Origin of the sequence: Oceanipulchritudo coccoides (assembly GCF_010500615.1) — a bacterium.
Lineage (GTDB): Bacteria > Verrucomicrobiota > Verrucomicrobiia > Opitutales > Oceanipulchritudinaceae > Oceanipulchritudo > Oceanipulchritudo coccoides.
Genome location: NZ_JAAGNX010000001.1, coordinates 278,293 through 303,363 on the forward strand (window position 1 = coordinate 278,293; position 25,071 = coordinate 303,363).

The 25,071-nt window shown below is 54.8% G+C and carries 30 protein-coding genes; 10 read left to right on the forward strand and 20 right to left on the reverse strand.

The window, feature by feature from the left end; all coding sequences use genetic code 11:
* Positions 1 to 124 precede the first annotated feature (124 nt).
* Positions 125 to 919, forward strand: a complete 795-nt coding sequence (locus G0Q06_RS01025) for a TIGR00282 family metallophosphoesterase (protein ID WP_163961570.1) — start codon at positions 125 to 127, stop codon at positions 917 to 919.
* A gap of 2 nt (positions 920 to 921) precedes the next feature.
* Here G0Q06_RS01025 and rpe read toward each other — a convergent pair whose 3' ends face one another.
* The 8 genes from rpe to aroC all read right to left on the reverse strand — a co-directional run bounded on the left by rpe (position 922) and on the right by aroC (position 7,596).
* Entirely contained in the window at positions 922 to 1,599 is a 678-nt protein-coding gene (gene rpe, locus G0Q06_RS01030; RefSeq protein WP_163961572.1) for a ribulose-phosphate 3-epimerase, read from the reverse strand.
* On the reverse strand, positions 1,599 to 2,084 hold the full coding sequence (locus G0Q06_RS01035; RefSeq protein WP_163961574.1) for an LPS assembly lipoprotein LptE: 486 nt from the start codon (positions 2,082 to 2,084) through the stop codon (positions 1,599 to 1,601). Before G0Q06_RS01035 ends, rpe begins: the two co-directional genes overlap by 1 nt.
* Before the next feature lie 40 nt (positions 2,085 to 2,124).
* Positions 2,125 to 3,159 (reverse strand): tetratricopeptide repeat protein, encoded by a 1,035-nt coding sequence (locus G0Q06_RS01040; RefSeq protein WP_163961576.1) that lies wholly within the window; start codon positions 3,157 to 3,159, stop codon positions 2,125 to 2,127.
* Positions 3,160 to 3,235: 76 nt separating this feature from the next.
* Positions 3,236 to 4,237 carry a beta-ketoacyl-ACP synthase III gene (locus tag G0Q06_RS01045; protein WP_163961578.1) on the reverse strand — a complete coding sequence of 334 codons (1,002 nt, stop codon included), beginning with the start codon at positions 4,235 to 4,237 and terminating at the stop codon, positions 3,236 to 3,238.
* Positions 4,238 to 4,333: 96 nt separating this feature from the next.
* The gene (gene plsX / locus G0Q06_RS01050) at positions 4,334 to 5,395 is read right to left on the reverse strand and encodes a phosphate acyltransferase PlsX (RefSeq protein ID WP_163961580.1); all 1,062 of its coding nucleotides are present in this window, start codon (positions 5,393 to 5,395) and stop codon (positions 4,334 to 4,336) included.
* 66 nt (positions 5,396 to 5,461) lie between these two features.
* Positions 5,462 to 5,641 (reverse strand): 50S ribosomal protein L32, encoded by a 180-nt coding sequence (gene rpmF / locus G0Q06_RS01055; protein WP_163961582.1) that lies wholly within the window; start codon positions 5,639 to 5,641, stop codon positions 5,462 to 5,464.
* 108 nt (positions 5,642 to 5,749) lie between these two features.
* Complete coding sequence (locus G0Q06_RS01060) at positions 5,750 to 6,487, reverse strand: hypothetical protein (RefSeq protein WP_163961584.1); 738 nt, start codon at positions 6,485 to 6,487, stop codon at positions 5,750 to 5,752.
* On the reverse strand, positions 6,484 to 7,596 hold the full coding sequence (gene aroC / locus G0Q06_RS01065; protein WP_163961586.1) for a chorismate synthase: 1,113 nt from the start codon (positions 7,594 to 7,596) through the stop codon (positions 6,484 to 6,486). The genes G0Q06_RS01060 and aroC overlap by 4 nt, the downstream gene beginning before the upstream one ends.
* An 82-nt stretch (positions 7,597 to 7,678) precedes the next feature.
* Here aroC and G0Q06_RS01070 point away from each other — a divergent pair, with 82 nt between their 5' ends.
* From G0Q06_RS01070 to G0Q06_RS01085, 4 genes are read left to right on the forward strand one after another with little or no spacing between them, the layout of a single operon-like run.
* Entirely contained in the window at positions 7,679 to 8,452 is a 774-nt protein-coding gene (locus G0Q06_RS01070; RefSeq protein WP_163961588.1) for a hypothetical protein, read from the forward strand.
* A gap of 20 nt (positions 8,453 to 8,472) precedes the next feature.
* The gene (locus G0Q06_RS01075; protein WP_163961590.1) at positions 8,473 to 10,785 is read left to right on the forward strand and encodes an intermembrane phospholipid transport protein YdbH family protein; all 2,313 of its coding nucleotides are present in this window, start codon (positions 8,473 to 8,475) and stop codon (positions 10,783 to 10,785) included.
* A gap of 45 nt (positions 10,786 to 10,830) precedes the next feature.
* Positions 10,831 to 11,061 (forward strand): hypothetical protein, encoded by a 231-nt coding sequence (locus G0Q06_RS01080; RefSeq protein WP_163961592.1) that lies wholly within the window; start codon positions 10,831 to 10,833, stop codon positions 11,059 to 11,061.
* Positions 11,062 to 11,067: 6 nt separating this feature from the next.
* On the forward strand, positions 11,068 to 11,448 hold the full coding sequence (locus G0Q06_RS01085; protein WP_163961593.1) for a YdbL family probable chaperone protein: 381 nt from the start codon (positions 11,068 to 11,070) through the stop codon (positions 11,446 to 11,448).
* A gap of 13 nt (positions 11,449 to 11,461) precedes the next feature.
* On the opposite strand, the gene G0Q06_RS01090 is transcribed toward G0Q06_RS01085, so the two are convergent.
* The gene (locus G0Q06_RS01090) at positions 11,462 to 11,764 is read right to left on the reverse strand and encodes an FmdB family zinc ribbon protein (RefSeq protein WP_163961596.1); all 303 of its coding nucleotides are present in this window, start codon (positions 11,762 to 11,764) and stop codon (positions 11,462 to 11,464) included.
* A gap of 80 nt (positions 11,765 to 11,844) precedes the next feature.
* Here G0Q06_RS01090 and G0Q06_RS01095 point away from each other — a divergent pair, with 80 nt between their 5' ends.
* On the forward strand, positions 11,845 to 14,880 hold the full coding sequence (locus G0Q06_RS01095) for an ATP-binding protein (protein ID WP_163961598.1): 3,036 nt from the start codon (positions 11,845 to 11,847) through the stop codon (positions 14,878 to 14,880).
* Between the two features lie 65 nt (positions 14,881 to 14,945).
* On the opposite strand, the gene rpmA is transcribed toward G0Q06_RS01095, so the two are convergent.
* Positions 14,946 to 15,194 carry a 50S ribosomal protein L27 gene (rpmA, locus tag G0Q06_RS01100; RefSeq protein WP_163961599.1) on the reverse strand — a complete coding sequence of 83 codons (249 nt, stop codon included), beginning with the start codon at positions 15,192 to 15,194 and terminating at the stop codon, positions 14,946 to 14,948.
* A 20-nt stretch (positions 15,195 to 15,214) separates the two neighbouring features.
* Positions 15,215 to 15,529, reverse strand: a complete 315-nt coding sequence (rplU, locus tag G0Q06_RS01105; protein WP_163961601.1) for a 50S ribosomal protein L21 — start codon at positions 15,527 to 15,529, stop codon at positions 15,215 to 15,217.
* 137 nt (positions 15,530 to 15,666) lie between these two features.
* On the opposite strand from rplU, the gene G0Q06_RS01110 reads away from it, so the two are divergent.
* Genes G0Q06_RS01110 through G0Q06_RS01125 form a run of 4 tightly spaced genes read left to right on the forward strand, consistent with a single transcriptional unit; the run spans position 15,667 to position 19,343 of the window.
* Positions 15,667 to 16,536 carry a transglutaminase-like domain-containing protein gene (locus G0Q06_RS01110; RefSeq protein WP_163961603.1) on the forward strand — a complete coding sequence of 290 codons (870 nt, stop codon included), beginning with the start codon at positions 15,667 to 15,669 and terminating at the stop codon, positions 16,534 to 16,536.
* A 9-nt stretch (positions 16,537 to 16,545) separates the two neighbouring features.
* A complete protein-coding gene (locus G0Q06_RS01115) occupies positions 16,546 to 17,460 on the forward strand; it encodes a shikimate dehydrogenase family protein (protein ID WP_163961605.1) in 915 nt (304 codons plus the stop codon).
* Entirely contained in the window at positions 17,453 to 18,316 is an 864-nt protein-coding gene (locus tag G0Q06_RS01120) for a prepilin peptidase (RefSeq protein ID WP_163961607.1), read from the forward strand. Before G0Q06_RS01115 ends, G0Q06_RS01120 begins: the two co-directional genes overlap by 8 nt.
* A 1-nt stretch (position 18,317) precedes the next feature.
* The gene (locus tag G0Q06_RS01125) at positions 18,318 to 19,343 is read left to right on the forward strand and encodes a M23 family metallopeptidase (RefSeq protein ID WP_163961608.1); all 1,026 of its coding nucleotides are present in this window, start codon (positions 18,318 to 18,320) and stop codon (positions 19,341 to 19,343) included.
* Here G0Q06_RS01125 and G0Q06_RS01130 read toward each other — a convergent pair.
* The 9 genes from G0Q06_RS01130 to G0Q06_RS01170 form a co-directional block, all read right to left on the reverse strand.
* Positions 19,330 to 20,589, reverse strand: coding sequence for an MFS transporter (locus tag G0Q06_RS01130; RefSeq protein ID WP_163961610.1), 1,260 nt, complete (start codon positions 20,587 to 20,589; stop codon positions 19,330 to 19,332). The genes G0Q06_RS01125 and G0Q06_RS01130 overlap by 14 nt on opposite strands.
* Entirely contained in the window at positions 20,574 to 21,560 is a 987-nt protein-coding gene (nadA, locus tag G0Q06_RS01135) for a quinolinate synthase NadA (RefSeq protein WP_163961612.1), read from the reverse strand. The genes G0Q06_RS01130 and nadA overlap by 16 nt, the downstream gene beginning before the upstream one ends.
* A gap of 19 nt (positions 21,561 to 21,579) precedes the next feature.
* Positions 21,580 to 21,942 carry a TPR end-of-group domain-containing protein gene (locus tag G0Q06_RS01140; protein ID WP_163961614.1) on the reverse strand — a complete coding sequence of 121 codons (363 nt, stop codon included), beginning with the start codon at positions 21,940 to 21,942 and terminating at the stop codon, positions 21,580 to 21,582.
* A 110-nt stretch (positions 21,943 to 22,052) separates the two neighbouring features.
* Positions 22,053 to 22,544 (reverse strand): Fur family transcriptional regulator, encoded by a 492-nt coding sequence (locus G0Q06_RS01145; protein WP_163961616.1) that lies wholly within the window; start codon positions 22,542 to 22,544, stop codon positions 22,053 to 22,055.
* 57 nt (positions 22,545 to 22,601) lie between these two features.
* Positions 22,602 to 23,120 (reverse strand): hypothetical protein, encoded by a 519-nt coding sequence (locus G0Q06_RS01150; RefSeq protein WP_163961618.1) that lies wholly within the window; start codon positions 23,118 to 23,120, stop codon positions 22,602 to 22,604.
* Complete coding sequence (nrdR, locus tag G0Q06_RS01155) at positions 23,077 to 23,532, reverse strand: transcriptional regulator NrdR (protein WP_163961620.1); 456 nt, start codon at positions 23,530 to 23,532, stop codon at positions 23,077 to 23,079. The genes G0Q06_RS01150 and nrdR overlap by 44 nt, the downstream gene beginning before the upstream one ends.
* A 51-nt stretch (positions 23,533 to 23,583) precedes the next feature.
* Complete coding sequence (locus G0Q06_RS01160) at positions 23,584 to 24,066, reverse strand: tRNA (cytidine(34)-2'-O)-methyltransferase (protein ID WP_163961622.1); 483 nt, start codon at positions 24,064 to 24,066, stop codon at positions 23,584 to 23,586.
* A 6-nt stretch (positions 24,067 to 24,072) separates the two neighbouring features.
* Positions 24,073 to 24,543 carry an SsrA-binding protein SmpB gene (smpB, locus tag G0Q06_RS01165; RefSeq protein ID WP_163961624.1) on the reverse strand — a complete coding sequence of 157 codons (471 nt, stop codon included), beginning with the start codon at positions 24,541 to 24,543 and terminating at the stop codon, positions 24,073 to 24,075.
* Between the two features lie 72 nt (positions 24,544 to 24,615).
* Positions 24,616 to 24,831: a DNA-directed RNA polymerase subunit omega gene (locus G0Q06_RS01170; protein ID WP_163961626.1), complete on the reverse strand. Its 216-nt coding sequence runs from the start codon at positions 24,829 to 24,831 to the stop codon at positions 24,616 to 24,618.
* Positions 24,832 to 25,071: the final 240 nt, after the last annotated feature.

A 25,071-nucleotide genomic window follows, 5' to 3' on the forward strand; every position in this document is an offset into this window, starting at 1 on the left:
CGTCTAAATAGTTGTTGCAGAGGAAAGTTGGACCCTTTGGAAAATGCAAGCGCATTTCCCCTAAAAATGCCCTTCGGGGGATTCCGGCATTGCAGGAAGCATCCCGCATGGCCTCAATGTCGGCATGGCTCGAATTTTATTTCTTGGCGACATTGTCGGCCGCGCCGGCCGGACCGCTGTCCAAACCCACCTTGCGGAGATCCGTGAGGCGGAGCAGCTCGACCTCGTTGTCGTTAACGGGGAGAACGCTGCCGGCGGCTCAGGAATCACTGTGACCATCGCTGAAGAGCTGCATGCCGCAGGAGTCGACGGTATCACTTTGGGCGACCATTGCTGGGACCAGCGCGGGTTTGACAAGGAGATTGGCTCAATTCCCTACATGTCGCGGCCCTTCAACCTGCTCGGGGGAAGCCCGGGCGCAGACCACCTTATTCTTGAGACAGACGGGTTCCGGCTCGGGGTCGTCACGGTTCTTGGCACCCAGATGATGAAAATCAGCGCGGATGCCGGTTTCCCCCGGATACTTCCGCGCCTTGAGGAGTTGCGCAAGCAGTGCGATGCCGTCCTCGTGGAGATGCATGCTGAGACGACCTCTGAAAAAATGGCGATGGGCTGGTATCTTGACGGGCGTGTAGCTGCGGTCATCGGGACCCATACACACATTCCAACGGCCGATGCGCGAATCCTGCCGAGAGGGACCGGTTACCTTACGGATGCGGGCATGTCGGGTCCGTACGATAGCATTCTCGGCCGGGATATTGCCCCGATTCTCGGGCGTTTCCTCGATGGTTTGCCGCGCAAGTTCACGGTCGCGGAAGCCAATGTACAGCTCTGTGGCGTGATTTTTGAGGCGGAAAAGGGTAAGCGCGGTTGCCAGAGCTTCACCCCGTACAAGTTTGTCGTGCCTCAGGGTGGTTAATCTCAGCCGGCGCCCTCGATTGCCTTGAGGAAGGCCGCGCGATCGGGCGCCTTGAAGAAGGCTGTCCCGGCAACAAAAGTATCAACGCCCTGATCGCGGCAGAGCGCTGCCGTTTCAAGGTTAATGCCACCGTCGACTTCAAGCCGGTAGGCAAGCCCTCGTTCCATTCTCCACGAATGAAGCAAATTCAATTTTGGAAGGGTGTCCTCGATAAAGCTTTGTCCGCCAAATCCGGGCCAAACGGTCATGACCAGAATCAAGTCCACATCCTTGATGAAGGGGAGGGCGGCTTCGGCCGGCGTGGCTGGATTGAGGACGACTCCGCAGGAGCGTCCGGCTGACTTGATCCGGTCGAGGGTCTGGGCGACATCGTAGTCCGGTTCCACATGTATGGAAATCAAGTCCGCCCCGGCATCGATGAACGCATCCACATGCTTGTCCGGATTATCAAGCATCAAGTGTGTATCGAAAAATAGACTACTGTTACGCTTGCGCAGGTCAGCCACGGTTTGAGGCCCAAAGCTCAGGTTCGGGACAAAATGGCCGTCCATGATATCCAGATGAAGCCATTCGATGGGAAGGCTTTCGACAATTTCCAGTCCGTTCTTGAGGGATGAATGATCAGCCGCGAGAATGGACGGTGCCAGACGGAAGGGGAGCGGACTGTCGTTTGCACTCATTACTGCCCGGAGCCTGCTGGCCAATTGATCCTCGAGATGATTTTACGGGAAATCTCCTCTGCCAGCTCGCCGATAGCGGCAGCCTCCGCAGCCGTCAGGCTGGGTTGAGAATAAAGGACCGTACTGGCCGAGACCATGCTAACGGGCTGGACGCCCCATGGTGGAGGGAGGTCGCTTTCCCAGAGAATGGAGACCATTAATTCCTCGTAATAGGAAAGCGGTCGCCCGGTGTCATCCGGATCCCGTGAAATGGCATTCCGGTCAAGCTGGAGGACCGTGAGCCGTAGCAGGACTTCCGCTTCTTCCGGTTCGACAAGTTGCCAGGCAGCTGAGTGGTTCAATGCTTCGCGCAGGTTTCGGGAGAGGGGCGCAATGATTTGCGGCACTTCTGATTCATTCAGGACCGGAGCCAGCGCGATGGTACGCGTTTCAACTGGACGGACCGGCGCATAGCTGCTGCACCCCGCAGCAAGGAGAACCAGCACCAATAGGAAATAGTTAAGAGCTGAGCGACAAGTCATCTGGTCATCCTGGGATTATCCGGTCTAGCCAGCGACGAATGAACGACTTCTCTTTCTGGCGTTCAGGAGAAGCTTCCTCCTGCTTGGTCATGGGCCGGTTGGCCCGAATCGCCTGAATACGGCTGATGTATGCACGGGCAGATTCTGCTGCAGCGGATTCAGGCGCGATGGTGATCGCTTCATTGAAGAAGATCTCCGCGGCCTGGAACCAGCGACGGTATTTGAAATAATATTCGCCGATGACCAGCTTGCTTCTGGCGTAGACATCTTCCATGTCGGCGAGCCCCTTCTCGGCGCGGGCAACATCCTGGTTATTTGAGAAGAGAATGAGGAAATCCTCGAAGTAGGAAATAGCTTCCCGTGTGGCACCCTGATCGTAATCGGGTCCTTGGACTAGCGTGGCAAACGTTTCCGCAAGGGAGAGGTAGGCATCGTCGGCCAGCAGGCTGGACGGGTAATTGTTGATCAACCGGTCGAGGGCGTCAATTGCCTCGGCAGTCTGCCCCTTGTACTGGTGGATCAGCGCGACATTGATCAGGGCCAACGGGGCGTATTCGGAGTATGGGGCATTGGAAATGACAATTTCAAAATAGCCCACTGCCCGGTTGAGGGCCCTGTAAGGAATGACATAAAGCAAGCGGATGCTTTCGCCTTCCGCGGTGGCCAATGCGATCCGGAACTGGTAGTCTATGAGCTCATTGAATTGGGGGAAGTCCGGATGGTAAATGAGAATGGTTTGAAACATTCCAAAGGCCTTTTTCCACTTTTTCTTCTCAAAGTAGATGATGCCTGAATTGTAAAGTGACTGTGCAGCAAAATCAGCAGCCGGATAGTTCCTGTAAACTTTCTTGTAGGCTCTGAGGGCCCGGCCTGTTTTGCCCTCGCGCTGGGCAGTGAGGGCCTTTTCGTAAATCGGTCGGGCCTTCTCAGTCTGCAGCACGGGACTGGTGTCAATCGGGTCTTCGCCAAACCAAAGAAACCCGTGCGCGGTTGAGAATGCCGTGACCAGGCAGATGAAAGTGAAAACGGTCCGGATCATATGTTGTTTATTGCAGGGTAAATCCATTTGAGAGCAAATCAATTTCGACAAACGAGTGATCGATTAAGCGGTTAAGTTATTGCCAGCGAACCAGACAGGCAGCCCAAGTGAGCCCCCCGCCGAAGGCGACCATCAGGATATTGTCTCCGGATTTGATACGCCCGTTGCGATAAGCTTCATCGAGGGCAATTGGGATTGAGGCCGCGGAGGTATTGCCATAGCGGTCAAGGTTCACCTTGAAGCGGTCGATGCCGATGTTGAGACGTTGTGACAGCGCTTCAATAATGCGGTTATTGGCTTGGTGCGGTACGACAAGGGAGACATCTTCCGCAGTCAGCCCGCTCTTTTCCAGGATATCGAGTGCGCTTTGGCACATGACCCGCACGGCGATTTTGAAAACCTGGTTGCCCTGCATCTGGATTGTGTGGAGGGAGCGCTCAATGGTCTCGACAGTGTATGGACTGGCACTTCCGCCGCCCGGAACACAGAGAATGCCGGTTTCGCGTCCATCTGCCCCCAGCAAGGCATCAAGAACCCCGACATTAGGTTTGTCCACGAGGCTCAGTACCACGGCACCAGCACCATCCCCGAAGAGCACACATGTCGTGCGGTCTTCCCAGTTTGTGATGCTCGAAAGTTTTTCCGCCCCGATGACCAGGGCATGCTTGGTTCCCTTGACCAGCATGAGGCTGCGCGCCACATCCATGGAATAGATAAATCCGGAGCAGGCGGCCTCAAGATCGAAGGCCGGAACTTTTCCCAGTCCCAGTTTGTGCTGCACAAAACAGGCGGTGTTCGGGAAGGGCATATCCGGAGTGACCGTACCAACGACAATCAGCCCGATGTCGTCCACCTCCAAGCCGGCGTTTTTGATCGCTTCCCGGGCTGCATGTGCGGCCATGTCGGAAGTTGTTTCATCGTCGGAAGCAATGCGGCGTTCACGAATTCCTGTTCTCGTCCGAATCCACTCGTCCGAAGTGTCCACAACCTTTGAAAGGTCGTCGTTGGAAAGGATTCTTGGCGGGGCGTATGAGCCAGTGCCGGAGATGATTACTGAGTTCCCTGAAAGTTGAGTCATGATCGTATAAGAGACTGTTGCAGGGGAGTCTCACGAATGGTTAAGGCGTGTCAAGGCAGTGCTCATGACGCCCTTGGAAGGCCTTTGTCCGCCCCGTCAATTCCCGCTTGCGAGCTGATCCTTCAGGGTCTCATTCGCATTGGAAATAGCGGCCAAGGTATGGGCTCCAAGGTCGTGCTCGATGGCTGTGCCAGCAATTCGAATGGCATTGGCGATGGCCTCCCGGTCGCTGGAGCCGTGTGCCTTGAGAACCGTGCCCCGAAGACCGAGAAGCGGGGCTCCTCCGTGTTTCTTGGGATCCAGTCGGTTCTTGGCTGCTTTGAGGCCGCCTTTCATCAGCAGCGCCCCGGCCATGCGGATCGGGCTTTTACGCACTTCTTCCGTGACCAAGCCCTTGAGCATTTTCCATAGGGATTCGCAAGTCTTGAGGATCACATTGCCGGTGAAACCATCGGTTACCACGACATCCACCTCGTTGTTGAACAACTGAAACCCTTCGATCAGTCCGATATAATTGATCTGATCTCCCAGGCCCTTGAGCAGGTTGTGGGCTTGATCGGTCAGATCCGTTCCTTTGCCCTCTTCGGTGCCGATGGAAAGGAGCCCGATGCGGGGTTTGGAAATATCGAGTGCATCCTGTGCGTACTGGTGTCCGAGAATCGCATAATGGAGGAGGTTTTCCGGACGGCATTGTGGATTAGCTCCGACATCAAGCACAACAAAGCGGTTTTCCAGACTGGGCCAGACAGAGGCCAGGGCCGGCTTGGAGACCCCTTCGACCGGCCGTAGCTTCAGGGTGGCACAGGCCATGAGGCTTCCCGTGTTGCCACAGCTGACGGCCGCTCCACAGGTGCCGAGCTTGACCAGCTCCACCGCACGGACCAGGGAAGCATCCTTTTTTGAGCGCAGGCTCTGGATCGGCTTGTCCTGCATTGCAATGACTTCCGAGGCGGCGAAAAGTTCGATCCGCGGATGGGAGGACAGCCCTTGTTCTTCCAAGACGCCTTCGAGGACTTCCTCCTTGCCGACGACAACGATGTTCCCGGGGGCCCAGCCCTTTTCAATAGCCATAGCCACACCGGCCACGACTTCAGCCGGTCCCATGTCCGAGCCCATTGCATCAACGGCAATTGCCTTGGTTGAATTCTTCTCTTCCATCTAGGTAAATAAAAACGGCCTCATAAGAGGCCGTGCAAGGGGAAAAAATCTGCTTTGAAGGAGGTTTTATACCTCAACATCAACAACTTGGCGTCCGCGGTACATGCCATTTGCAGGATTTACATGGTGCGGGCGGAAGGCAGTCCCGTCAGTCGGGTCCTTGGCCAGCTGGGGAGCCGAGAACTGGTTGGCTCCACGGCGCTTGCGTGAACGTTGCTTGGATTGTTTGCGTTTTGGCTGTCCCATGATGTGTGCGGGTTGAAATTGATCTAATTAATGGAAAACCGACGAAAACAACACCGCGAATCACGCAGGTCAAGACCGAAAAGGGGATTAATTGTTGTTCCAGGCTTGTTATTGCCCGGGCAGTTGGACGATGAATTCGTTGATGTCAGGGACCGGTGCCTTGGTCCGTCCTGCCTCTTCATCTGGTGCCCTGTAGGGATCCCGCTCGGGTTCCTCCATATCGAGGTCGCACGAGGCCTCAATGATCAGCCCGGGAATTTCCTCCCCGCCGTTTTCCTTTAGGTCAAACAGCTGCGACAGCCGGCGTGTATCCGGGGTGAGAATTTCAAGTGGCTGGCTGGGGATTCCCTTGCCTTTCAGGAAAAGGAACAGGCACGGGTAGCAGTTTTTCTCGTAGGTCTTCTGGAAGTCACGGACAAAGGATTTCGAGGCCTTGGAACGGTTTCCGAGCAAAACGATATCCGAGTAATAGACATTTGCCTCCAGCCATGCCCTCAGATGGACACTGGTCTCAGCCGCCTCGCAGTCCACGCAGGTGATGACCTTCAGGGGCTCGATCAAGCATTTCTGGAGATCTCCGGCAATTGTCTCCAATTGGGGGATCTGGGGAACACGCGGGTCAAGCAGGATGAAAATCGATGCCTCTTCATCGGGATTGAAGACCCATTGAACCTCATCAGCTGAGTAGAAATTGACCTCCGTGCCCTCGGGTCCGGTGCTTTGCCAGCTGATCCCATCCGGGATGTGCCACTGGACCGGTGCGCCTGGTGGGCACTGGCGGGCCAAGGCATCAAGGCATGTCCCGAGCTCAGGCAAATGAGTCCCCATCAAGAGGTAGACGTTCATGAATTGCTGGATTCCGGATTGAAGTCAAAAAGATGATTCTGGGCGTGGTCGCGCATCCAGTGATCCATCAGGACCAGCGCTGTCATGGCCTCCACAATCGGCACCGCACGTGGCAGGACACATGGATCGTGCCGCCCCTTACCCATTAGTTTGGTCGGTTCGCCCGCCTGGGTGACGGTGTCCTGTTCCTGGATGATCGTGGCTGTCGGCTTGAAAGCGACCCGGAAGCGCAAGGTTTCGCCGTTGGAGATGCCCCCAAGGACACCCCCGGCATTATTTGTACGGGTGCGAATTTCCCCTTCCCTTGCCTCGAAAATGTCATTGTGTTCGCTTCCCTTGAGCCGGGTTCCGGCAAAGCCGCTACCCACCTCAAAGCCCTTTGTCGCTGGCAGGGAGAGCATCGCTTTGGCAAGGTCAGCTTCCAGACGATCAAAGACCGGCTCGCCGAGCCCGGTGGGCAACCCGTAAACTTCACAAGTGACGAGGCCGCCGATGCTGTCGCCTTCGGAACGGACCTCCTTGATCCTGCTGATCATGCGCTCTGCCGTTGCCAGATCGGGGCAGCGTACCGGTGTGGCCTCGACCTGTTCCCGCTGGATTGGTCCCTCGCTGGCGGGCATCTGGATATCTTCAATCGATTCCACATAAGCTACAATCTGAACCCCTCCACCGAGTTTGAGGATTTTCGAGGCAACGGCCCCGGCTGCCACCCGGCCGATTGTTTCCCGGGCGGAGGACCGTCCGCCGCCTTCCGCCATCCGCCGGCCGTATTTCTGATCGTAGGTAAAATCAGCGTGGGACGGACGGTATGCCGTCTTCATTTCACTGTAGGCGGATGGACGGTGGTCCTTGTTCCTGACATTCATGGCGATGGGTGTCCCGAGGGTTTTTCCGTCGTGTACACCGGACAAGATCTCCACTGAGTCAGGCTCCTTTCGGGGCGTTGTGATATCGCTCTGTCCGGGCTTCCGCCTGTCCAGCTCAGCCTGAATATCCTCTGCACTTAGAGGCAGGCCGGGCGGGCATCCGTCGATGACAACGCCCACACTGCCGCCATGGCTTTCACCCCATGTGGAGATCCGAAAAAGAGTGCCGAAGCTGCTTCCCATAGTCTGATAATCACTGCCACCGCGCACCCTGCAAGCAAGAAGATCATTGCCAAACGGCCGGATACGGTAAAAATACATCCCAATGAGCAAGATGAGTTTTTCTGGAGTAAAAGGGCTGGTTTTTGTGGGTTTGGCGTTATTGGTTACTTCAAGCGGGTTTGCGCTGGACGCAGAGGATTGGACCACTGAGAAGATCCTCGACAGGCTGGCTGAGGCAAACGGAGGTCGAGATGCCCTCCAGGCAGTTTCGGACCTGCGCATGAGGGGCTTTGTCAGGACAAGCGACCTGACCTATGATTTTCTGCTTTTGAAGAAGCGTCCAAACAAGCTCCGCATGCATTTGATGTATAAAGGTCGTTCCGTGGAAACAGGATTTAATGGCATAGATGCATGGCAACGTGTCTGGAGCGCAGGCACTGACACGGTGCGCAAGATGTCCAAGGAGGAGTTGCGGAGCAGTGGGGTTGAGACCAGTTTCGATGGTTCCTTGACGGCGGCGGACAATCCACTCGTGACCCGGACTTTTGAGCGGATTGAGCGGATTGATCGTACGGATTATTTTATCGTTCTTCATCAAGAAGGGAACAAGCGCACATCTCACTACGTCGATTCCCGCACTTTCCGTGAATGGAAAACCATCCGGGAAATTCTCGATGATAATGGCGAAGTCACAGATACGATTGAGACCATCTTCTCCAAATACCGCAAATACGGGACGATCTGGTTTGCTGAAAACGTGACCCGGACTTCCTCGGATGGAACGGTTGAGGAAATTACAATCATCGATATAGAGATCAATCCGGGCATTCTTGACCGTGCCTTTGCCATGCCCAAGCAATGGTCGGGTATTGAATAATCCTCTCTGACCTCTTTTCGTTGCGAGCGCTCTGGAATACTCCTCCTCGTTGGCTGGTTCTTCTCAGCCTTCCAATCGTCCTGCTGGCAGTTATTGCCCTGGTTTTGTATTTTCTGGCCCCCGGACTGCTTGAGCGACACATAAAAGTCCTTCTCTCCGAAGAGGGGATCGAGGTTGAGCAGCTTGAGGTCAAACAAGTCGGCCTGACCAGTAGCCGGTTTGGCTCCGGGACATTGCGGTTGCACGGCCAGTCCTTCGGTTGGGAATCAGTCCACGCGGGCTACCGGCCCGCCGGCCTTCTGGATGGACAGATTGACCATGTCACGGTCGGCAAGCCATCCCTCCGCTTGCGAATTCCAGACCTTTTCACAACGGCGAGTCTCCCCGAGCAGACAAGCGCGCCGGACTATTCCCTTGAAGAGGTGCCCTCCCAACAGGAGGAAGCAGCCTTGGAAGAGCATTACACGCAGCCAACTGACGGAATTCAAGGCCCTGAAAAAAGTCCGGCAGATCCTGGTCAATCTGTCATGGCAATGCCGCTACAATCCCCGCCTGATTCATTGGATTTGGGAAAAGTGTTTGCCGACTTGCCGGTTGCCAGCGGGTTGCTTGAGCATGGATTGATTAATATTGAGTGGCGTGATGTATCCCTGCTACAGGCGGCTTGGGAGGGGCAATTCACAAACGATCCTGAGCAGTTTTCAGGTGAGTTGCGAATTGATTCCGACATGCTTTCCTCTGCCTTCACCCTGACGAGCCATAATCCTTCATCAAGCCTGCGCCTTTTGGGTGACATGAACATGAAGCCGGGTCCACTGATGAAGCTGTTCCATCGGCTTGGCCCGGAATTCGGGTTTGAACCAGCACTTGCCAACAGTTTTTCCATACAGCACCCCATCAGAGGGGAAATACTTTTTGAATCAAACCGGGGAGCCCTTCCCCGGATGAGTGCGCGTATGTCGACAGAGTCCATCGATTGGCAGCCGCCTCTTGAAGGGTATCCGCCCTTGACCATTTTGGACACGCTTCTTTTGGCAACCTCCCAAGCGGGGTTAGTCAATCTTGAGGGAGCCGGAAGGTTTGCCAATTATGCCTGCAGGGACTTTTCGGTGGAGCCATTTGGGTGGCAGTATTCAGGCAATCTCTCCGAGCTGACTCTGCGTGCTGAGCCCATTGGGATAAAGCGGAAATCCACGCTTTGGTTGGAAGACCTTACGGCGATGTATTCCATGCCCGATCAATCATTTGGTTCGGCCTTCACCTGGTATAACGGGGCGGGCACGCACATGGGCGATGTCCTTTTTAATGGCCGGTCCAATGGCGCCGGAGACTTGTCTGCCAGGATCCGTCTGGCTTATCCAGATGATCAAGTATTTCTCACAAGTGGGGTCGACCAGTCGGCGGCAGGCGCGACCCTGACCATTGACGGTGAATTGCCCCATCAATGGCTGAACGCTCTTGGTGATTGGTGGTGGGGCAGGCGCATCATGTTTTCCGGGACGAACCCTTCAATCCATGCAAAGCTTGATCGAACCGGCTATCTACTGAAGGGCGATGTCCGCATGGAGATGGACTCGCTCAATGTGGTCCTTTCAAATGGAGCCATCCTGAATGATATCGTTGGATCGTCCCAGTTCAGGCTAAACGGGCTTCCCTCATCGGACGGACCACAAAGTTTCCGGGTCAAGTCACTTGCCAGTGGAAACATCCGCATCCGTAACCTGCTCCTCGAGTGGTCCCTCCCAACCATGCGGAATTTCCGGCTCATCCGGTCCTCGGGAAATATCGGGAGCGGCTTGGTGAATCTGGATCCGTTTACTTGCGATCCATTCGATCCCGCAATCAAGACATCCCTACGCTTTGAGGAAATACCGGCCCAGGAGCTACTCGACTGGATCGGGGAGAAGCGCTTTTCCCTGCAGGGAACGGTTTCCGGTCACATCCCGCTTCAGTGGATTGAGGGTGTCCTCTATGTGGGCGCAGCCAACTTGCGTATGGATTCCACCACTACAGAGAACCGTTTCCTATTTACCGACAGCCAGTTCCTTAAGCAGCAATTTGCCGTCATCAACGGCGTGCCGGCCGAATTGAAGGAACCCTTTCTGGCAACACTGCTTTCCGATGGCATCCGCATCCGTGACATGGGATTGGACCTTGCCCCGGACCTGGCGAATGGGGAGGTTGTCCTGCGGTTACGCGTCAGCGGTGAAACCCGCAGCGAGAGCATGGAAGTCCCGATTGAAAGCCTTATCATTAATAACGTTATCTCGGACGAGGATCTTGGGCATGTTCTCGGGTTTCTCGGCCCGGTTAGATTTCTCGCCAATCCCTGACGGGGAAGGGTTGACCTGACGACCAGTCGGATTCATAAAGTTCCCATGGCTTTTTTTAGCAGGCTTTTGTGGATTGGGGCGGCCCTCATCGTGGTTGCCTCCGGATGTGTCCGGGTAAAGACTGATCCAATCAAGATTGAGCCAATCTATGTTGAGATCACGATCAATCATCGTGTCCAGAAGGAATTGGATGATGTTTTCGCTGATCTGGACAAGGCCTCGGAAACGACTGATTACCTGCCGCTTCCTGACGAAACAATAAGCCCCAACAACTGAACCGAAATGAAATCTTTCAGCAGTCGCCTTTTCTTCCTGATTATTCTTTTAAGCATCCTGGCAGGGCCCTTGAGCGCCGGGGACTTTGAAGAGGCCAAGGTTCGTATGAAGGAACGGCTTGTCCAGATTGATCAAATGAAGTCCGAAGGCAAAGTGGGGGAGAATTCCAACGGATATCTCTCGATCAGAACCACCCTTGGCCCGCGTCAAACCTCTCTCGTGGAAGGGGAGAATGCTGACCGACGGGTCATTTACCAGTCGATCGCGCAATCGACTGGGCAGAGCATCGAGGAAGTGGGGCGCCAGCGGGCCATCCGGATTATCAAGCTTGCCCGTCCCGGTGTCTGGTTATTGAAACCGGATGGGGAATGGATCAGGAAGCCCTGATTACTGGAGCTGCTCAACCGGGCCGCTGAATCACATCGGGACCCTCTTTACCGGCGGTGCGATGGTACCGTCCGGTCAATTTGTCCTTCTCGTATTTGGTAAATCCGGCCTTTTCGAGGTTTTTGTTCTCGAGGCGTTTATTCGTTTGGGCAGGCGTGTACTTTGAAGCAAGATTCGGGGGAAGGAAGACCCGTCGGACAGGTTCTCCTGTTTCCGGATGTTTTTCCAATGGGGCCTCAGACATGGATTGCTGAATTTCAAAACGCGGGCCCGGGGTGCCATCGGCTTGAACAACTTCGTATACGTAGATCGGCATAATCTTCAAGTTAGGCATTCCTCGCACAAATTCCAGTCAGAAGAGTCGTTCTTTGCCTTTATCAGCGGAGTCAAGGCTTGATGAAATTACGAAAGATCCTCAACCTAGGGTTCATCCATATGGGATCCAAACTTTCATCCGCAGGAATCCGCCAGGCGGTCATCCTGAATCCAATCGTCGCCTTCCTCATATATCTTGGATCTGCGGGTCTTGGTCTGGAGATGGCCCTCTGGCAACAATTTGCGCCACTCATCTGGCCACCTGCCGGGTTTGGGCTCGTCCTTCTCCTTCTGGGAGGGCTCAACAAACTGCCTGTTATATTCATTGGGGCCACCGTCATCCGGTTTTTTGAATCGGGGGGCTTGGGGGATGCCCTTCTGTTCGGGACTGGCTATTCCCTGGCTGCTTACCTGACGGTTTATGTGCTGAACCGGTTTTTAAATTTCAAGACCGGTTTGGAAAGCCTCAAGGATGTCAGCTCATTCATGTTATTCGGCGTCCTGCTGTTTCCCGTTATCAGCGCCCTTATAAGCACAGCATCTATATGGCAGTTCACGCCGGATTTTTGTCCTGACTTCTTCTCCCTGTTCTCGGTCCGCTGGTTGAGCGATGCGTTGGGTGTCCTTGTCCTCGCCCCCTTCCTCCTTGTCTGGTATTCCCGGACCCGGATTAACTGGCGTAATGAGCAAACGGTGGAAGTGCTGGGCTGGCTGGCAATCCTGATCTTCCTTGGCGCGCTGGTATTCCGCAACTGGGCCCCTTCAGACACCCTGCGGTACCCCATGGAGCTGGCCATGTTCCCAATCATGGCTTGGGCGGCGATCCGGTTTGGCCAGCGCGGTGTGACCATCGGGATCCTCGTCATTTCCATGATGGCGGTCTGGGAGCTCAAGGACGTGATTGGCCCGGATGCCACCAAGACAATCAGCCAGCCTCCCGGTTACCTCTGGGTTTTTGTCGGAGTCCTTGCGACGACCGGCCTGTACCTTGCCGCAACCTGGACTGAATTGCGCGAGCGCGAAGAGGAACTGCGGACGAATGAAGAGCGCTTGCGGGCTTTTGTCCACGCCTTGCCCGACCTTGCCCTCGTCTTTGGGCAGGATGGAATTTGCTCGGAAATCTTTGCTCCCTTGAACAGCCACTTTCGGGCGCGGATGCATTCCTTCCGGGGGAAGACTTTGGAGGAAATCTACCCCAGGGATCTTGCGCGGAAATTTGCCGACACCATCGATTCAGTTATCCGTGACCGAAACCTCGAAGTGGTCCGGTATGCGATTTCCATCGACGGAGACGACCGGACTTACGAAGGCCGTTTTGCCCCGATTGAATCATTCGAAGGCCAGCCCCCATCGGTCATGGTGGTGTCTTATGACCTCACCGAAAGTCAGCACGCGAGACAGGATCTCCAAAAGCGCGATTTCCTGCTCAATGCACTGACCCGTGCGGAATCCATCCTCCTGAAGGAAAAGGTGTTTCACCGGGGTGTTCGAAAAGCTATTGAGTGCGTTGGAAAGGGATTGTCCCTTGATATTGTCCAGGTCTACCAAGTCCGCCCCGGTGAGGATTCAGCCGATGGCTGGGAATGCACACACGAATGGCTCCGGGAGAGTCCCTTTATTTTCGGTTCCCCGACGATTTCCGGCGCTGAGCTCAGGAAAATCACCTCCAATTGGCAGACCCTGATTGAAGACGGGGAACCTTGGAATATGCACTATTCCTCAGCCAATGAACCTACCCGGTCCTTTTTGAGCCAGTTGGGCATGCGGTCACTGACAATTTTTGGATTTCGTCCGGATGGCGGTGTGGCCGGGTACATTGTCTATGGAAGCACCCTCGAACGGTCCGAAAAGGATGCCAACACGGCTGCCGTTCTTCAGGCGATCACGGAAAGCTTACGCGCGTACATGGAGACCCAGATTATTCAGGATCAACTGCGGGAGGCCAAGGAAGCCGCGGTCTCCGCCGACCACGCCAAAAGTGAGTTCCTTGCTATCATGAGTCACGAGATCCGTACCCCGATGAATGCCATTATCGGGTTTTCGGATTTGCTCCGTCAGACGGAAGTCTCGGAACAGCAGGGGGAATATGTCGATATCATCACCCGTAGCGGCAAGGATCTCCTGGAGCTGATAAATAACATTCTCGATTTCTCCAAGCTTGAGTCCAATAGCGTGCAGCTGGAGCATACCCGCTTTAATCTGGAAACAACGCTCATCGAGGTGCTTGAGATGGTCCTCTTTCGGGCCAAGGAAAAGGGGATCACGCTGGATTTCGAGGGCAATGACGACCTTCGGGCATTGTTCTGGGGCGACCCCCTGCGCCTGCGCCAAGTCCTGTTGAACCTGCTAACGAATGCGATCAAGTTCACCCAGAAGGGTTCGGTGACACTGGAAGTTCTAACCGTTGAGAAGGATTCCCCATGGATGACTTTTGAGATGCGGGTGATCGATACCGGGATCGGCATTCCCGAAGAGCATCGTGGTGAGCTGTTCAAGGCATTCCAGCAGGTCGATTCGTCGACAACCCGTGAATACGGGGGCACGGGGCTTGGCCTGACGATTGTGCAGCGGTTGGTGGACAAGATGGGAGGGCGTGTCTCACTCGAAAGCACTGAGGGCGAGGGCTCCACTTTTTCCGTCGTCCTCAGATTTGAAAAGGACCTGCAGGAGGCTGTCGAGCCGTCGGCAAAGAAGCCCGAGGACACCTTGAGCAAGTCATTTTCAGAGGATTACCCGTTTAGAATCCTTGTGGTGGAGGATGACTTGGTCAACACGCGGTTGATTTGCGAGGTTCTCAGTCGTTTGGGATATGAGGCGGATGCCGTGACGGACGGATACAAGGCCCTCGCAGTGATCACGGAAGGGCGCCATGACCTTGTCATTATGGACATGCAGATGTCCCGCATGGATGGCCTGGAGGCCACCAGCCGCATTCGCTCGGGTGAGTGCGGGGCTCTTGTGAAGAATATTCCGATTATTGCCCTGACAGCCTTGGCTCTGGAGGAGGAGCGCGCCCGCATTCTTGAGAGCGGGGTGGATCACTATCTTTCCAAACCCATCCACCTGCCCAGCCTCAAGAAGATCCTGATGGATGTCTCCGGCGACCCCGCAAATTGAGTATAAAAAACGCCGGAAGCCCATCGGGCTGTCCGGCGTGAAAGTGTTTGCGTTGAAACGGGTTCTCAGGCCTCAGCAAGGATGTTGACCTTGCGCTTGGCAGCTTCCCATTTGACGCGTCCGTCCGTGAGGGCGAAGAGCGTGTGATCGCGGCCCTGACCGACATTAGCGCCCGGATGGAAACGAGTTCCACGCTGGCGAATGAGGATTGTCCCCGCGGTTACGGCTTCACCGTCGTAACGCTTGACGCCAAGCATCTTTGGGTTGCTGTCGCGTCCGTTCTTACTGGTTCCCTGACCTTTTTTGTGTGCCATGTTGAAAAGTGGTTATTGGGTTAAGCCGTGATGGATTCAATTTTGATAACGGAAAGCTCCTGTCGGTGGCCCCGCTTGTTGCGGTAGCCCTTCCGGCGCTTCTTCTTGAAAACGAGGACTTTCTTGCCTCGCTTATTTTCAAGAATCTTCGCTTGAACTGAGGCCCCGTCAACGAGTGGCGTGCCGAATTTCATGGATTCGCCATCGCCTACAGCGAGGACGTTGTCGAGGGTTACAGAGTCACCTGTTTCCGTTTCCGGATAGCGGTTGACGAAGAGAACATCGCCTTCCTGAACAGTAAATTGTCTGCCTTGGGTCTTAATTGTCGCTTTCATTGGAAAAAACGGGCAACTAAAGAAGCCCCTGTCGAAATAGCAAGCACTTTTATATTTTCAGGCTGCCCCGCCCGCTCATGATTTCTCTTGATTGGAATTCTATTGATCGTGATTCGAAAAACGCTTCAGTTGGGTCCATGGCGGAACGTGTCGTCAGTTACGAAAAGGAAGCAGCATTAGTCAAGCTGCTGGATGATCCTTCCCCCTTGGTGCAGAAGGCCTTGAAGGAGGAATTCCAGCGGCTGGGCAGAGCGGGGGTGACAATCCTTGACCGGGTTATCCGCGAGGAATCGGCTGATTTGAAAGCTCCTGCGACCCGGATTCTCGGGACAATTGCCGAACCTGATCCCTCCCAGATGTTTTTGGACTTCATCCGCAGCCTCCATTACGAGCTGGAAACCGGCCTTTTCATGATCAACCGGGTCATTTTCCCCAATCTCAAGATACAGCCCCTGCAGAGCGGTCTGGACGCGCTGGCAAACCGCTGCCGTGAAATTTCGACCGCGCCAATGAATCCGGGCGAGCAATGCAAGCTGATCAACCGTGTCCTCTTCCATGAGGCCGGTTTCCGTGGAAATACGGAGGATTACGATGATCCCCTGAATAGCTGTATTGAGGCGGTCTTCCGTCGCCGGAAAGGACTCCCGATCCTCTTGTCATCGATTTATATCCTTCTGGGTCAGCGACTTGGGATGGATCTTGAACCGATTGGGCTGCCCGGTCACTTCCTTGTTGGCTGTTTCCAGGGACCTGAACCGTTTTATATCGATCCCTATGAACGGGGAAGATTCCGGAGGGTTGACGAGCTGAGAGAGCTTCTTGCCCAGCATCACGTTTCACCTGAATTCCACCATCTTGTGCCCATGCCCGTGGGCGAAGTCCTTTGCCGGGTTTGCCGGAACCTGGTCCTGCATTTCGAGGCCCGCCAACAACCCCGCTGGGCAAATCGCTTCCGGACATTTGTTCGTGAATTTGAGGAGACCTATCGCCGGCGCAGCGAGGCTTAAATATCGGTCATGCGCGCTCAAAGTCTCGAAAACCTCTCTTTTAAAGCGCCTCCTGGTAAGCGACTGGTCGTTCTTGGGGATCCCATCTCGCATTCACTCAGCCCGGCCATGCACAATGCCGCCTTGCGGGAGATGGCCCGATCCCATCCCGATCTTGACGGATGGGCCTACTCCGCCGTCCATGTGCCTGCGGACCGGTTGAAAGAGGCGCTGGAGACTCTTCACGCGGCGGGCGTCTTCGGTATTAACCTGACCCTCCCCCACAAAGTGCGTGCCTTGGAGCTGGTCGAGGAGATTGATCCGTCCGTTCGGGCCATGGGTGCCGTGAACACGCTCATTCGCACCGATAATGCTTATCGGGCAACCAATACAGATGGGTATGGAATTGGGAAAGCGATTCTGGAAGCCTTCGGAAAGCCGCTCAAGGGGCAGGACATTTGGCTTTTTGGAGCGGGTGGGGCGGCCCGGGGAATTGTTGTGGCCTGTCTTCAAGCCGGATGCCACCGCCTGACGGTGGTTAACCGAAGCGAGGAGCGCTTGGGTGAGTTGGAGGAACAACTGTATGGATTTGATTGTGGCACGGTTGAGCTGAGATTTTGCCTGTCTGCCAGTGCCCCGGATGACCAGGCGGAACAAAGCATTCTGATCAATGCAACTTCACTGGGACTGAAGGACTCCGATCCCTGCCCGATTGCAGAGACTTACCTGCGTCGTGGTGCCTGCGTTTACGACACGACGTACGGGGTCCGGAACAAATTGGCCGCACTCTCCTCCCGGGAAGGGATTCCCTACGCTGACGGTCTGTCCATGCTGGTCTGGCAGGGTGCGCGAAGTCTTGAAATCTGGACAGGGCATCCTGTGCCGGCGGAAACAATGCGAAAGGCTGCAGAGGCCCAATTAATGGAAAGAACACAAAATGGATGAGACGCTCTTTATGACCCTGTATTTTGGGACACTGGTATTTGCCATCGGTGCCTGCGTCGGAAGTTTTCTCAACGTGGTCATTTATCGCATGCCAGCTGGAAAGTCGGTGGTGAGCCCGCGTTCCCAATGCAAATGCGGGGCCTTTATTGCCTGGTACGACAATATACCAATTCTCAGCTGGTTCATTCTGGGCGGTAAATGCCGCCATTGTGGGGAGCATTTCAGTATCCGCTATCCGATGGTTGAACTCGGAACGGCATTGGTTTTTCTCGGCCTCTGGATCGCCGGCGGGTGGCCCATAGGAATTGTCTGGATGATTTTTGCCGGAATGATGATTCCGGCGGCCTTGATAGATTTGGATACGATGGAGATTCCGGACACTTTTTCGATTGGCGGCTTTATCATTGGGGTCATCCTGAGTGTAGTGGTCCCATCGATACATGGAGTTGATCCCAGCGGATTTTTCGTCATTGACGGAACCCACGGGGCCATTGCCGCCCTCCTTGGGGCCTTTGTTGGGTCCGGTTTGATTCTCTGGGTTGCCCTTGTTGCGGAGGCATTGCTCAAGAAGGAGGCAATGGGTTTCGGGGACGTCAAGTTGATGGGGGCCATCGGCGCTTTCTGTGGCTGGCAAGGGTCCATCTTCGCCTTTTTTGGCGGCTCGGTCCTTGGGTGCCTTCTTCTCCTGTTTCTCTGGCCTTTCATGAAGAAAAAGAAGGAGGGGGAAGAGGATGAGGGCCACCGTATCCCATTCGGGCCGGCTCTTGCCGCGGGAGCTGTTCTCTACCTGCTCGTCGCCAAGCCCTTTGTCACAGCGTATTTCAGCGGGATTACTGATATCCTCCAGTCCTTTTAACATGACGGGATTGCCACAATTCCGAGCATCCTGGCTTTGGGTGCTACTCTTCGGTTCGTGCATTCTCAATGCCGCGGCACCACAGTGGCCTGTTCCGGGCAAGGCATTTTCAGAGGGCAAACCATACAGCAGTTTTGTCCAGCCGACAGCGGCAGGAACGCCCGAGAGTGCACTGTTTGGTTGCACGCGAAACAATGGAAGGCGCTTTCATGAAGCGATAGATATCGCCCCTGTCTTGGAAAGGCGGAAAGGGGAAGCGACAGATCCCGTGACTGCGGTGTTTGATGGTCTCGTCATGCACATTAGCCGGGTCGCGGGCAACAGCAGTTACGGACGGTACGTGGTCATCGAGCACCCTGGAATCGAGCCAGCCATGTACACGCTATATGCGCATCTTGCTTCCGTTGTGGATTCACTTGCCATTGGCGACCGGATCGAAGCGGGTGACCTGATCGGAATCATGGGACGCAGCGCGGGCGGCTATTCCATTCCGCGCTCAAGGGCGCACTTGCATCTGGAAACAGGACTTCGTCTGAGTGATGACTTTGAAGGGTGGTATCAGCGGCAGCGGTTCAGTTCCAAAAACCAGCATGGTGACTACAATGGAATGAATCTTGTCGGCTGGGATCCTCTGGATTTTTTTGAGGCCTTTCGCGATGGCCGGGTCGGGTCAGTCCTTGAATATGTTGAGCAAATTCCACCAGCGGTTGCCTTGCATATCAGGAGCCGCCGCTATCCGGATTTTCTTGAACGATACCCACAACTCAAGCTATCCGGTGTCTCTGGGACGGAGCGCAAGGGCTGGCAGGTTCTGTTGAGCGCCTGGGGTTTGCCGCTTTCCCTGGAAGCGCTGCCCGAGGAGGCCCTGCGGGGCGTGAGCAATCCCGGAGACATCAGTGTGGTTGCGGTGAACAGGAACGAACTGGAACGCTTTGCCTGCAGGCGAATCGTATTCGAGGAAAACGGGACCTGGTCAATCGGGCGAGGTGGCCGGCAAGTATTGGAGCTCCTGTTCAAGCCGGATTAGAGGAATTCAACCTTGGCTCAGGCGGACTGTCCAAGGTCTTTGCCTTGGCATCGATCAGTGGCTTGAGCGGCAGGAAAATCAGGGTGGAGATGCCAATCAGAAGCAAGGCAATCCAAGCCGCAAAGGCCGGGTGGGTAAACTCCATGACGCTGTAGCCGATCAGTGGGGCAAAAGCCATCCGCAGACCTGTCATGAAACTGTGCACACTCATGTAGGTCGCAACCTTGTCTGGCGGGGCAATCTTGGTGACATAAAGGGACCAGAGAATGCCGCCGCCGCCAAAGGCTGTCCCTAGCAGGGCGCAACCAATACCCATGACCCAGATCCGGTCGGTGAAAAAGAAGAAGAAGATGCTGGCACCAAAGACCATGTTGAGGGAAACACGCAGGATCACCACGTTGATCCGGTCGAAAAGATATCCCCATATCTTTGTTGAGATGAGGCGAAAGGTGAGGACGGTCGATATCAGCAGGGCACTGATCTGTGTATTTGAAGCATTGATACCATAAAGGGGATTGGCGAGGTATTCGACCCGGATCGGAATCATCATCAGGTTTCCAAGACCCATAAGCATCCAGGCGAATAACATCATCCCGAAGAGCCGGTCATGCCAGGCGATGGCAAGGCTCTTGATGGGGTTTTGGGTTTGCAGTGAATGCGCTGATTCAGACGGGATACGCCATGCGGAAAAGGCGGAGCAGAGTGCGGCGATAATCCCCACGCCGAAAATAACCGGATAATAGTGGACATCCCAGTCAAGAAGCTCTCCTCCAACATATCCGAACCCGATGCCCATGAAACTTGCCAGGAGGAATGTCGTGGAAAGCCAACTACCTCGCTTGTTTGCGGGATAATTCACCGAGTACAGATGCGTTTGCATGGCAACTCCCTGGCTTGCCGCTATCTGGGCACAGGCAACAAAGATGACAAAGGGTATTATCGAAGGACTCAGTATCATCCCAGCAAGCCCGCCTGCCACACCGACCCACAACAAGGCGACAATTGTCGAAATTTTCAGGGGCAGCCGGTTGGCAAGGCTCAAGCCAACCGGGGAGAGAAGGAATCCAATCCCAAGACCGGCAGGAATAAACTGCTTGAGGGATTCATCCGCAGAAAAGACGCGAATAGCCACCAGGAGTGCAAAGACACGCCAGCAAGTTTCAACAATTCCCTGTCCGGATCCGCGGAAGCGATCCCAGAAATAAGTTCTCCTGGCAATTTCCTCCGGGTTCACGCCCGGCTCCATTCGAGCATCCGCTCAATTGGTACTGCAGCTTTTCGGCGAAGTTCCTCATCCATTGAGATTTCCGGAGTCATGTTGCGAAGCGCGTCACGGACCTTCTCAAGTGTGTTCATTTTCATGAAGCGACAGTCATTGCAGGCGCAGGTCTCGGTTGGTCCGGCGATGAATGTCTTGTCGGGGATTTCCTTTTGCAGTCGATGGATCATTCCCGTTTCTGTAACCACAATGATTTTATCCGCAGGAGTTTCGCGGCAGAATGTCACCATTTTTTCAGTACTGCAGACTTCATCGGCAAGGTCGCGAACAGCTTCCGTGCATTCCGGATGGGCCACTACCGGGGCACCGGGGAATTGGTTGCGGACCTTTTCGAGGGCCCGGGCGGTGAAAAGCACATGTGCATAGCAGCTACCCGGCCAGAGCTGCATCGGCCGGCCGGTCTGGCGGGCCACCCATGAACCGAGATTCTGGTCGGGAACAAAAAGAATTTCGCGGTCCTTAGGGACCTTTTCGATCATCTTGACGGCATTTCCGCTTGTGCAAATGAGATCACTGCGTGCCTTGACGGCTGCCGAGCAATTGATGTAGGCGACTGTATAGATGCCGGGATGGGCATCCTGCCATGCGGCCAGTTTGTCGGCCGGGCAGGAGTCGGAAAGTGAGCATCCGGCGTCCTCATCGGGGAGCAGGACAGTCTTGTCCGGGTTGATTATCTTGGCGGTTTCCGCCATGAAGTGGACACCGCAAAAGAGAATTACATCAGCGGCTGTTTCCTTTGCCGCGTAGGCGAGCCCCAAGGAATCGCCGAGATAGTCTGCGATTTTCTGAATGGGCTCAATTTGGTAATTATGGGCCAGAATGACCGCATTGCGTTCCTTCTTGAGCGCGACAATCTCTTTTTGGAGATCACTCAATGGTTGTTCCCCTTTTATCGGTGGGAAGACTTTGGGCTCAAAATCAAGTAGTTCCGTTGGCATGGCTTGAAACAGGTAAGAGTTATTGCTGTACGCGAAATTCCGCCAGAAGGGCGCTGAAGGCCGGATTGTCATGGAGGCCTTTGAGGTCGGCGTCCTCCATCATCCAGCCAAAGTCGCGATAGCCTTTTTCAAAGGCTGTCCGGAGCGTCGAGATGGCATCCTCCGACCGGTTCTTGAGGGCGAGACTACAGGCGAGATTGTAGTGACCAACGGCATTGTCAGGTTGAAGCTGCACAAAGCGCTGGTCCAACTCGAGGCCTTCGTCGATGTTTCCTGCTTTGGTGCAGTAGCCGGCAAGCATTTCAATTGTCGCCGCATTTTCCGCGTCGCGCTTGAGGATGCTCCGGCAGAATTCCATTTCGAATTCAAAGTCGCTGGTCATGTTAAAAATTACTGATTAGGATGGTTGGTGCAAACGTGCAGGTGAATTATTCAGTCCACTCTAATTTATGCTGAGGTCACTATTCCAACCACATTTTCGGATTCCGGTAATTATTCAGGTTTTTTTGAAGGTTCCTTCTTCCGCATTGGCCGCGCCTGCACTTGCAAGCGCTGGCTGACCGCTTCAAGCCCGATTTTTTCGGCGATCGACCGGGCGTACCATTCAAGAAAGGGTGCATCGATCTCGTAGATCTTGTCGTTTTCAATATCGACGACCTGTGCCTGATCGATGCTCTTGCCATGGCAGGCCAGGTAGAACTTATAGTCGCGGCCCACATCAATTTCCCGGACGAGAAGGCTTTCGGTGAGAATGGGAAGGGTCCGGTAAATGGTTGCCCGGGAAACGGACAGGTCGATCTTGCGGGCGTGCTCCAGCAATTCCTCCGCCGTGAAGTGATCCTCCTGGTTGAACGCGGCCTCAAAAATTGCCAACCGTTGCGAAGTCACCCGGAGGCCTTTTTTGGCGAGGTATGCCTTGAAGGTTTCGCAGGCTGACTCAATGCATTGCGCACCTTGATCAATTGGTGGAGAAGGGTGTTCCATTGCCCTCCAATTGGTGCTATTGAGACAGATATCGCAAGAAGAAAAGTAACGGGAATCTCAGAGATAGAGCAGATGAATCCGCGATGAAGAGGTGGACCAATGACGGGTTAACTCATCAATAAAGCGTGTTGCCTCGAGGTAGGCAGATTCGCGGAGGCGCGTCTTGTATTTGGCTGCCGGAAACAGTGCTTGCCGGAGATTCTTGACGAGCAGGAAAATCTGCTCGGTTCCAGCGTGTTTCTTCAGTTCCCGGGCAATTTCCTGCTGTGCGAACAAAGGATCCCATGTCCGGTTGGAGAAATCAATGCGGATGAAGGCATAGGATGCCGGGACGGATGTCCCTGAACTCCCCCGGAGGCAGGTGGCTAATTCGGAGAAGACCTCGTAGGTATCAGGAGTGTCGGGTTGTTGGCGGATCGACTCCTCAATGGAATCTTTCATCTGGCGAAGCAGGAAGACGTCGTCGCCAGTCCAGTCTGGAAACAAGGCCTGCAGGCAATGCAGGCGCGCCAGGTCCTCGCCAAGATCGCGCTCAGGACTGTTTTTGGAGTCCGTCGATTTCCTTGGCGAGCTCATCAATATCCCGGAATTGCTTGTAGACGCTGGCGAAGCGGACGTAGGCGATCTGGTCGATTCCCTTGAGGCGCGTCATGATGCGTTCCCCGATGGCGCGGGCAGGAATTTCCGAATCAAATTCAACCTCCAGGTCAGCGAGGACATCCGCAATCAGCATTTCAATTTGTTCCCCATCGACGGGGCGTTTCTCGGTGGCCCGTCGAACCCCTGCGGCGACTTTGTTGCGGTCGAATGGTTCCCGGCGGCCGTCATTCTTGATGACGTACAGGTCTTCGGTGACAATTTCCTCGGTAGTGGAAAAGCGGTAGCCGCAGTTCTGGCAGGACCGTCTTCGACGGATCGCCAAACCACTACTTGAGACACGTGAATCAATCACGCGGGTATCTTTTGTTCCACACTTGGGGCACTGCATGGTGATATAGGTTAACGGGTTATGGCTGACGGAAGCGCAGAGGTCAAACCCTTAGGGCGCTCCCGGCAGGGCAATTTGCCGCATTGCCTCGTAGGCGGCAATGCCGACCGAAGTGGCCAGATTGAGGGAACGGAGGGGTTGTTCGTTGAAACGGGGTAGGGTGATCCGGTGAGTGTCGCCAATCTCCTCATGAAGCCATCCAGGGCATCCATGGCCCTCGTTGCCAAAGAGAAGGGCATCTCCTTGCTGGAAAGTGGCTGACCAATAGCTCTGTCTGGCATGCGTGGTGAAGAGCCAGATGCGTTCCGGAAAATCCGGGCCGTCCCGGAAGGCCTCCCAGGATTCATGTACCTTCACGTCGAGGTGCTTCCAGTAATCCATCCCGCTGCGCCGCAGGTAGCGGTCGTCGAGCGAGAACCCCAAGGGTCCGACCAAATGGAGTCGTGCTCCGGTGAAAGCGCAAAGCCGACCAACGTTGCCGGTATTCTGGGGGATCTCCGGCTGGAACAGGATGATCTGCAGCTTTGGCTCCATTCCGCTCTAAAGGTGGTGCTTGACCGTCCGTTGGGTTTCGCGGATGTCGACCGCCTTCTTCATGTCTTCCCGCTTGTCGTACTGTTTTTTGGTACGAGCAAGCCCGATTTCCAGCTTAATCAGCCCCTTCTTGAAGTACATTCTCAGAGGGATAATGGTGCGCCCGCCGCTTTGTATGGCCTGCTCCCACTTGCGGATTTCCCGCTTGTTGAGGAGGAGCCTGCGAGGCCGGTAGGGATTATGACTGGCCTGCGAGCCAAATGCGTAGGCCGCGATGTGGGCGTGGTACAAAATGGGGATACCCTTGTCGATCCTCACAAAACCTTCGCCAATCTGGACCGTGCCCTGGCGAATCGACTTCACCTCATTCCCGTCGAGGACAATTCCAGCCTCGAGGGTCTCATCGACAAAGAAATCCTTGTGGGCGCGGGAATTGCGGACCTCCTTGAAGCGCTCCTGTTTCTTCTTGCGGCTCATGGCAGGTATCGGGAGAAAAAAAGACGGCTTTCAGGAAAAGCCGCCGCAGTCTTTGGAAAAGAGTGAAAAGCCTCAGGCCTCTTCCTTCTCAGGATCAAATAATTCGTAGGTGATCTTCCCTTCAATGATTTCCCGCAGGGCGGTGTCCTCGGGCGTCAAGCGCTCAAGCGACTCGACAAGCGGTTTTTGCCCGAATTTCAGCTGCTTCACACGGCGCGAGACCACGTTGATCAGGATATTCGGATCGGGAATGACTTTCTGGGCGGCTTTGATGTATTCGTCTCTCACTGGTTAAGACTCCTTTGTACGGCGTAAAAAATGTGGTTAAACGTCCCAAAGTGGGTCGCCCTATCTGCCTTGGCAAGGAAATTTTGGAGCGTTCCTTCCTCCTCTGGCAGGGAATTTTTACAAATGTTCCCTTGACTGGCATAAGGGTAACTCATTAATGCTAGAAGCAGCTGTTATTGTTCATCTTAGCTTTCCCATAAAGTTCCGACCTCGGGGTCTCCTTGATGCGCATGGAATCCC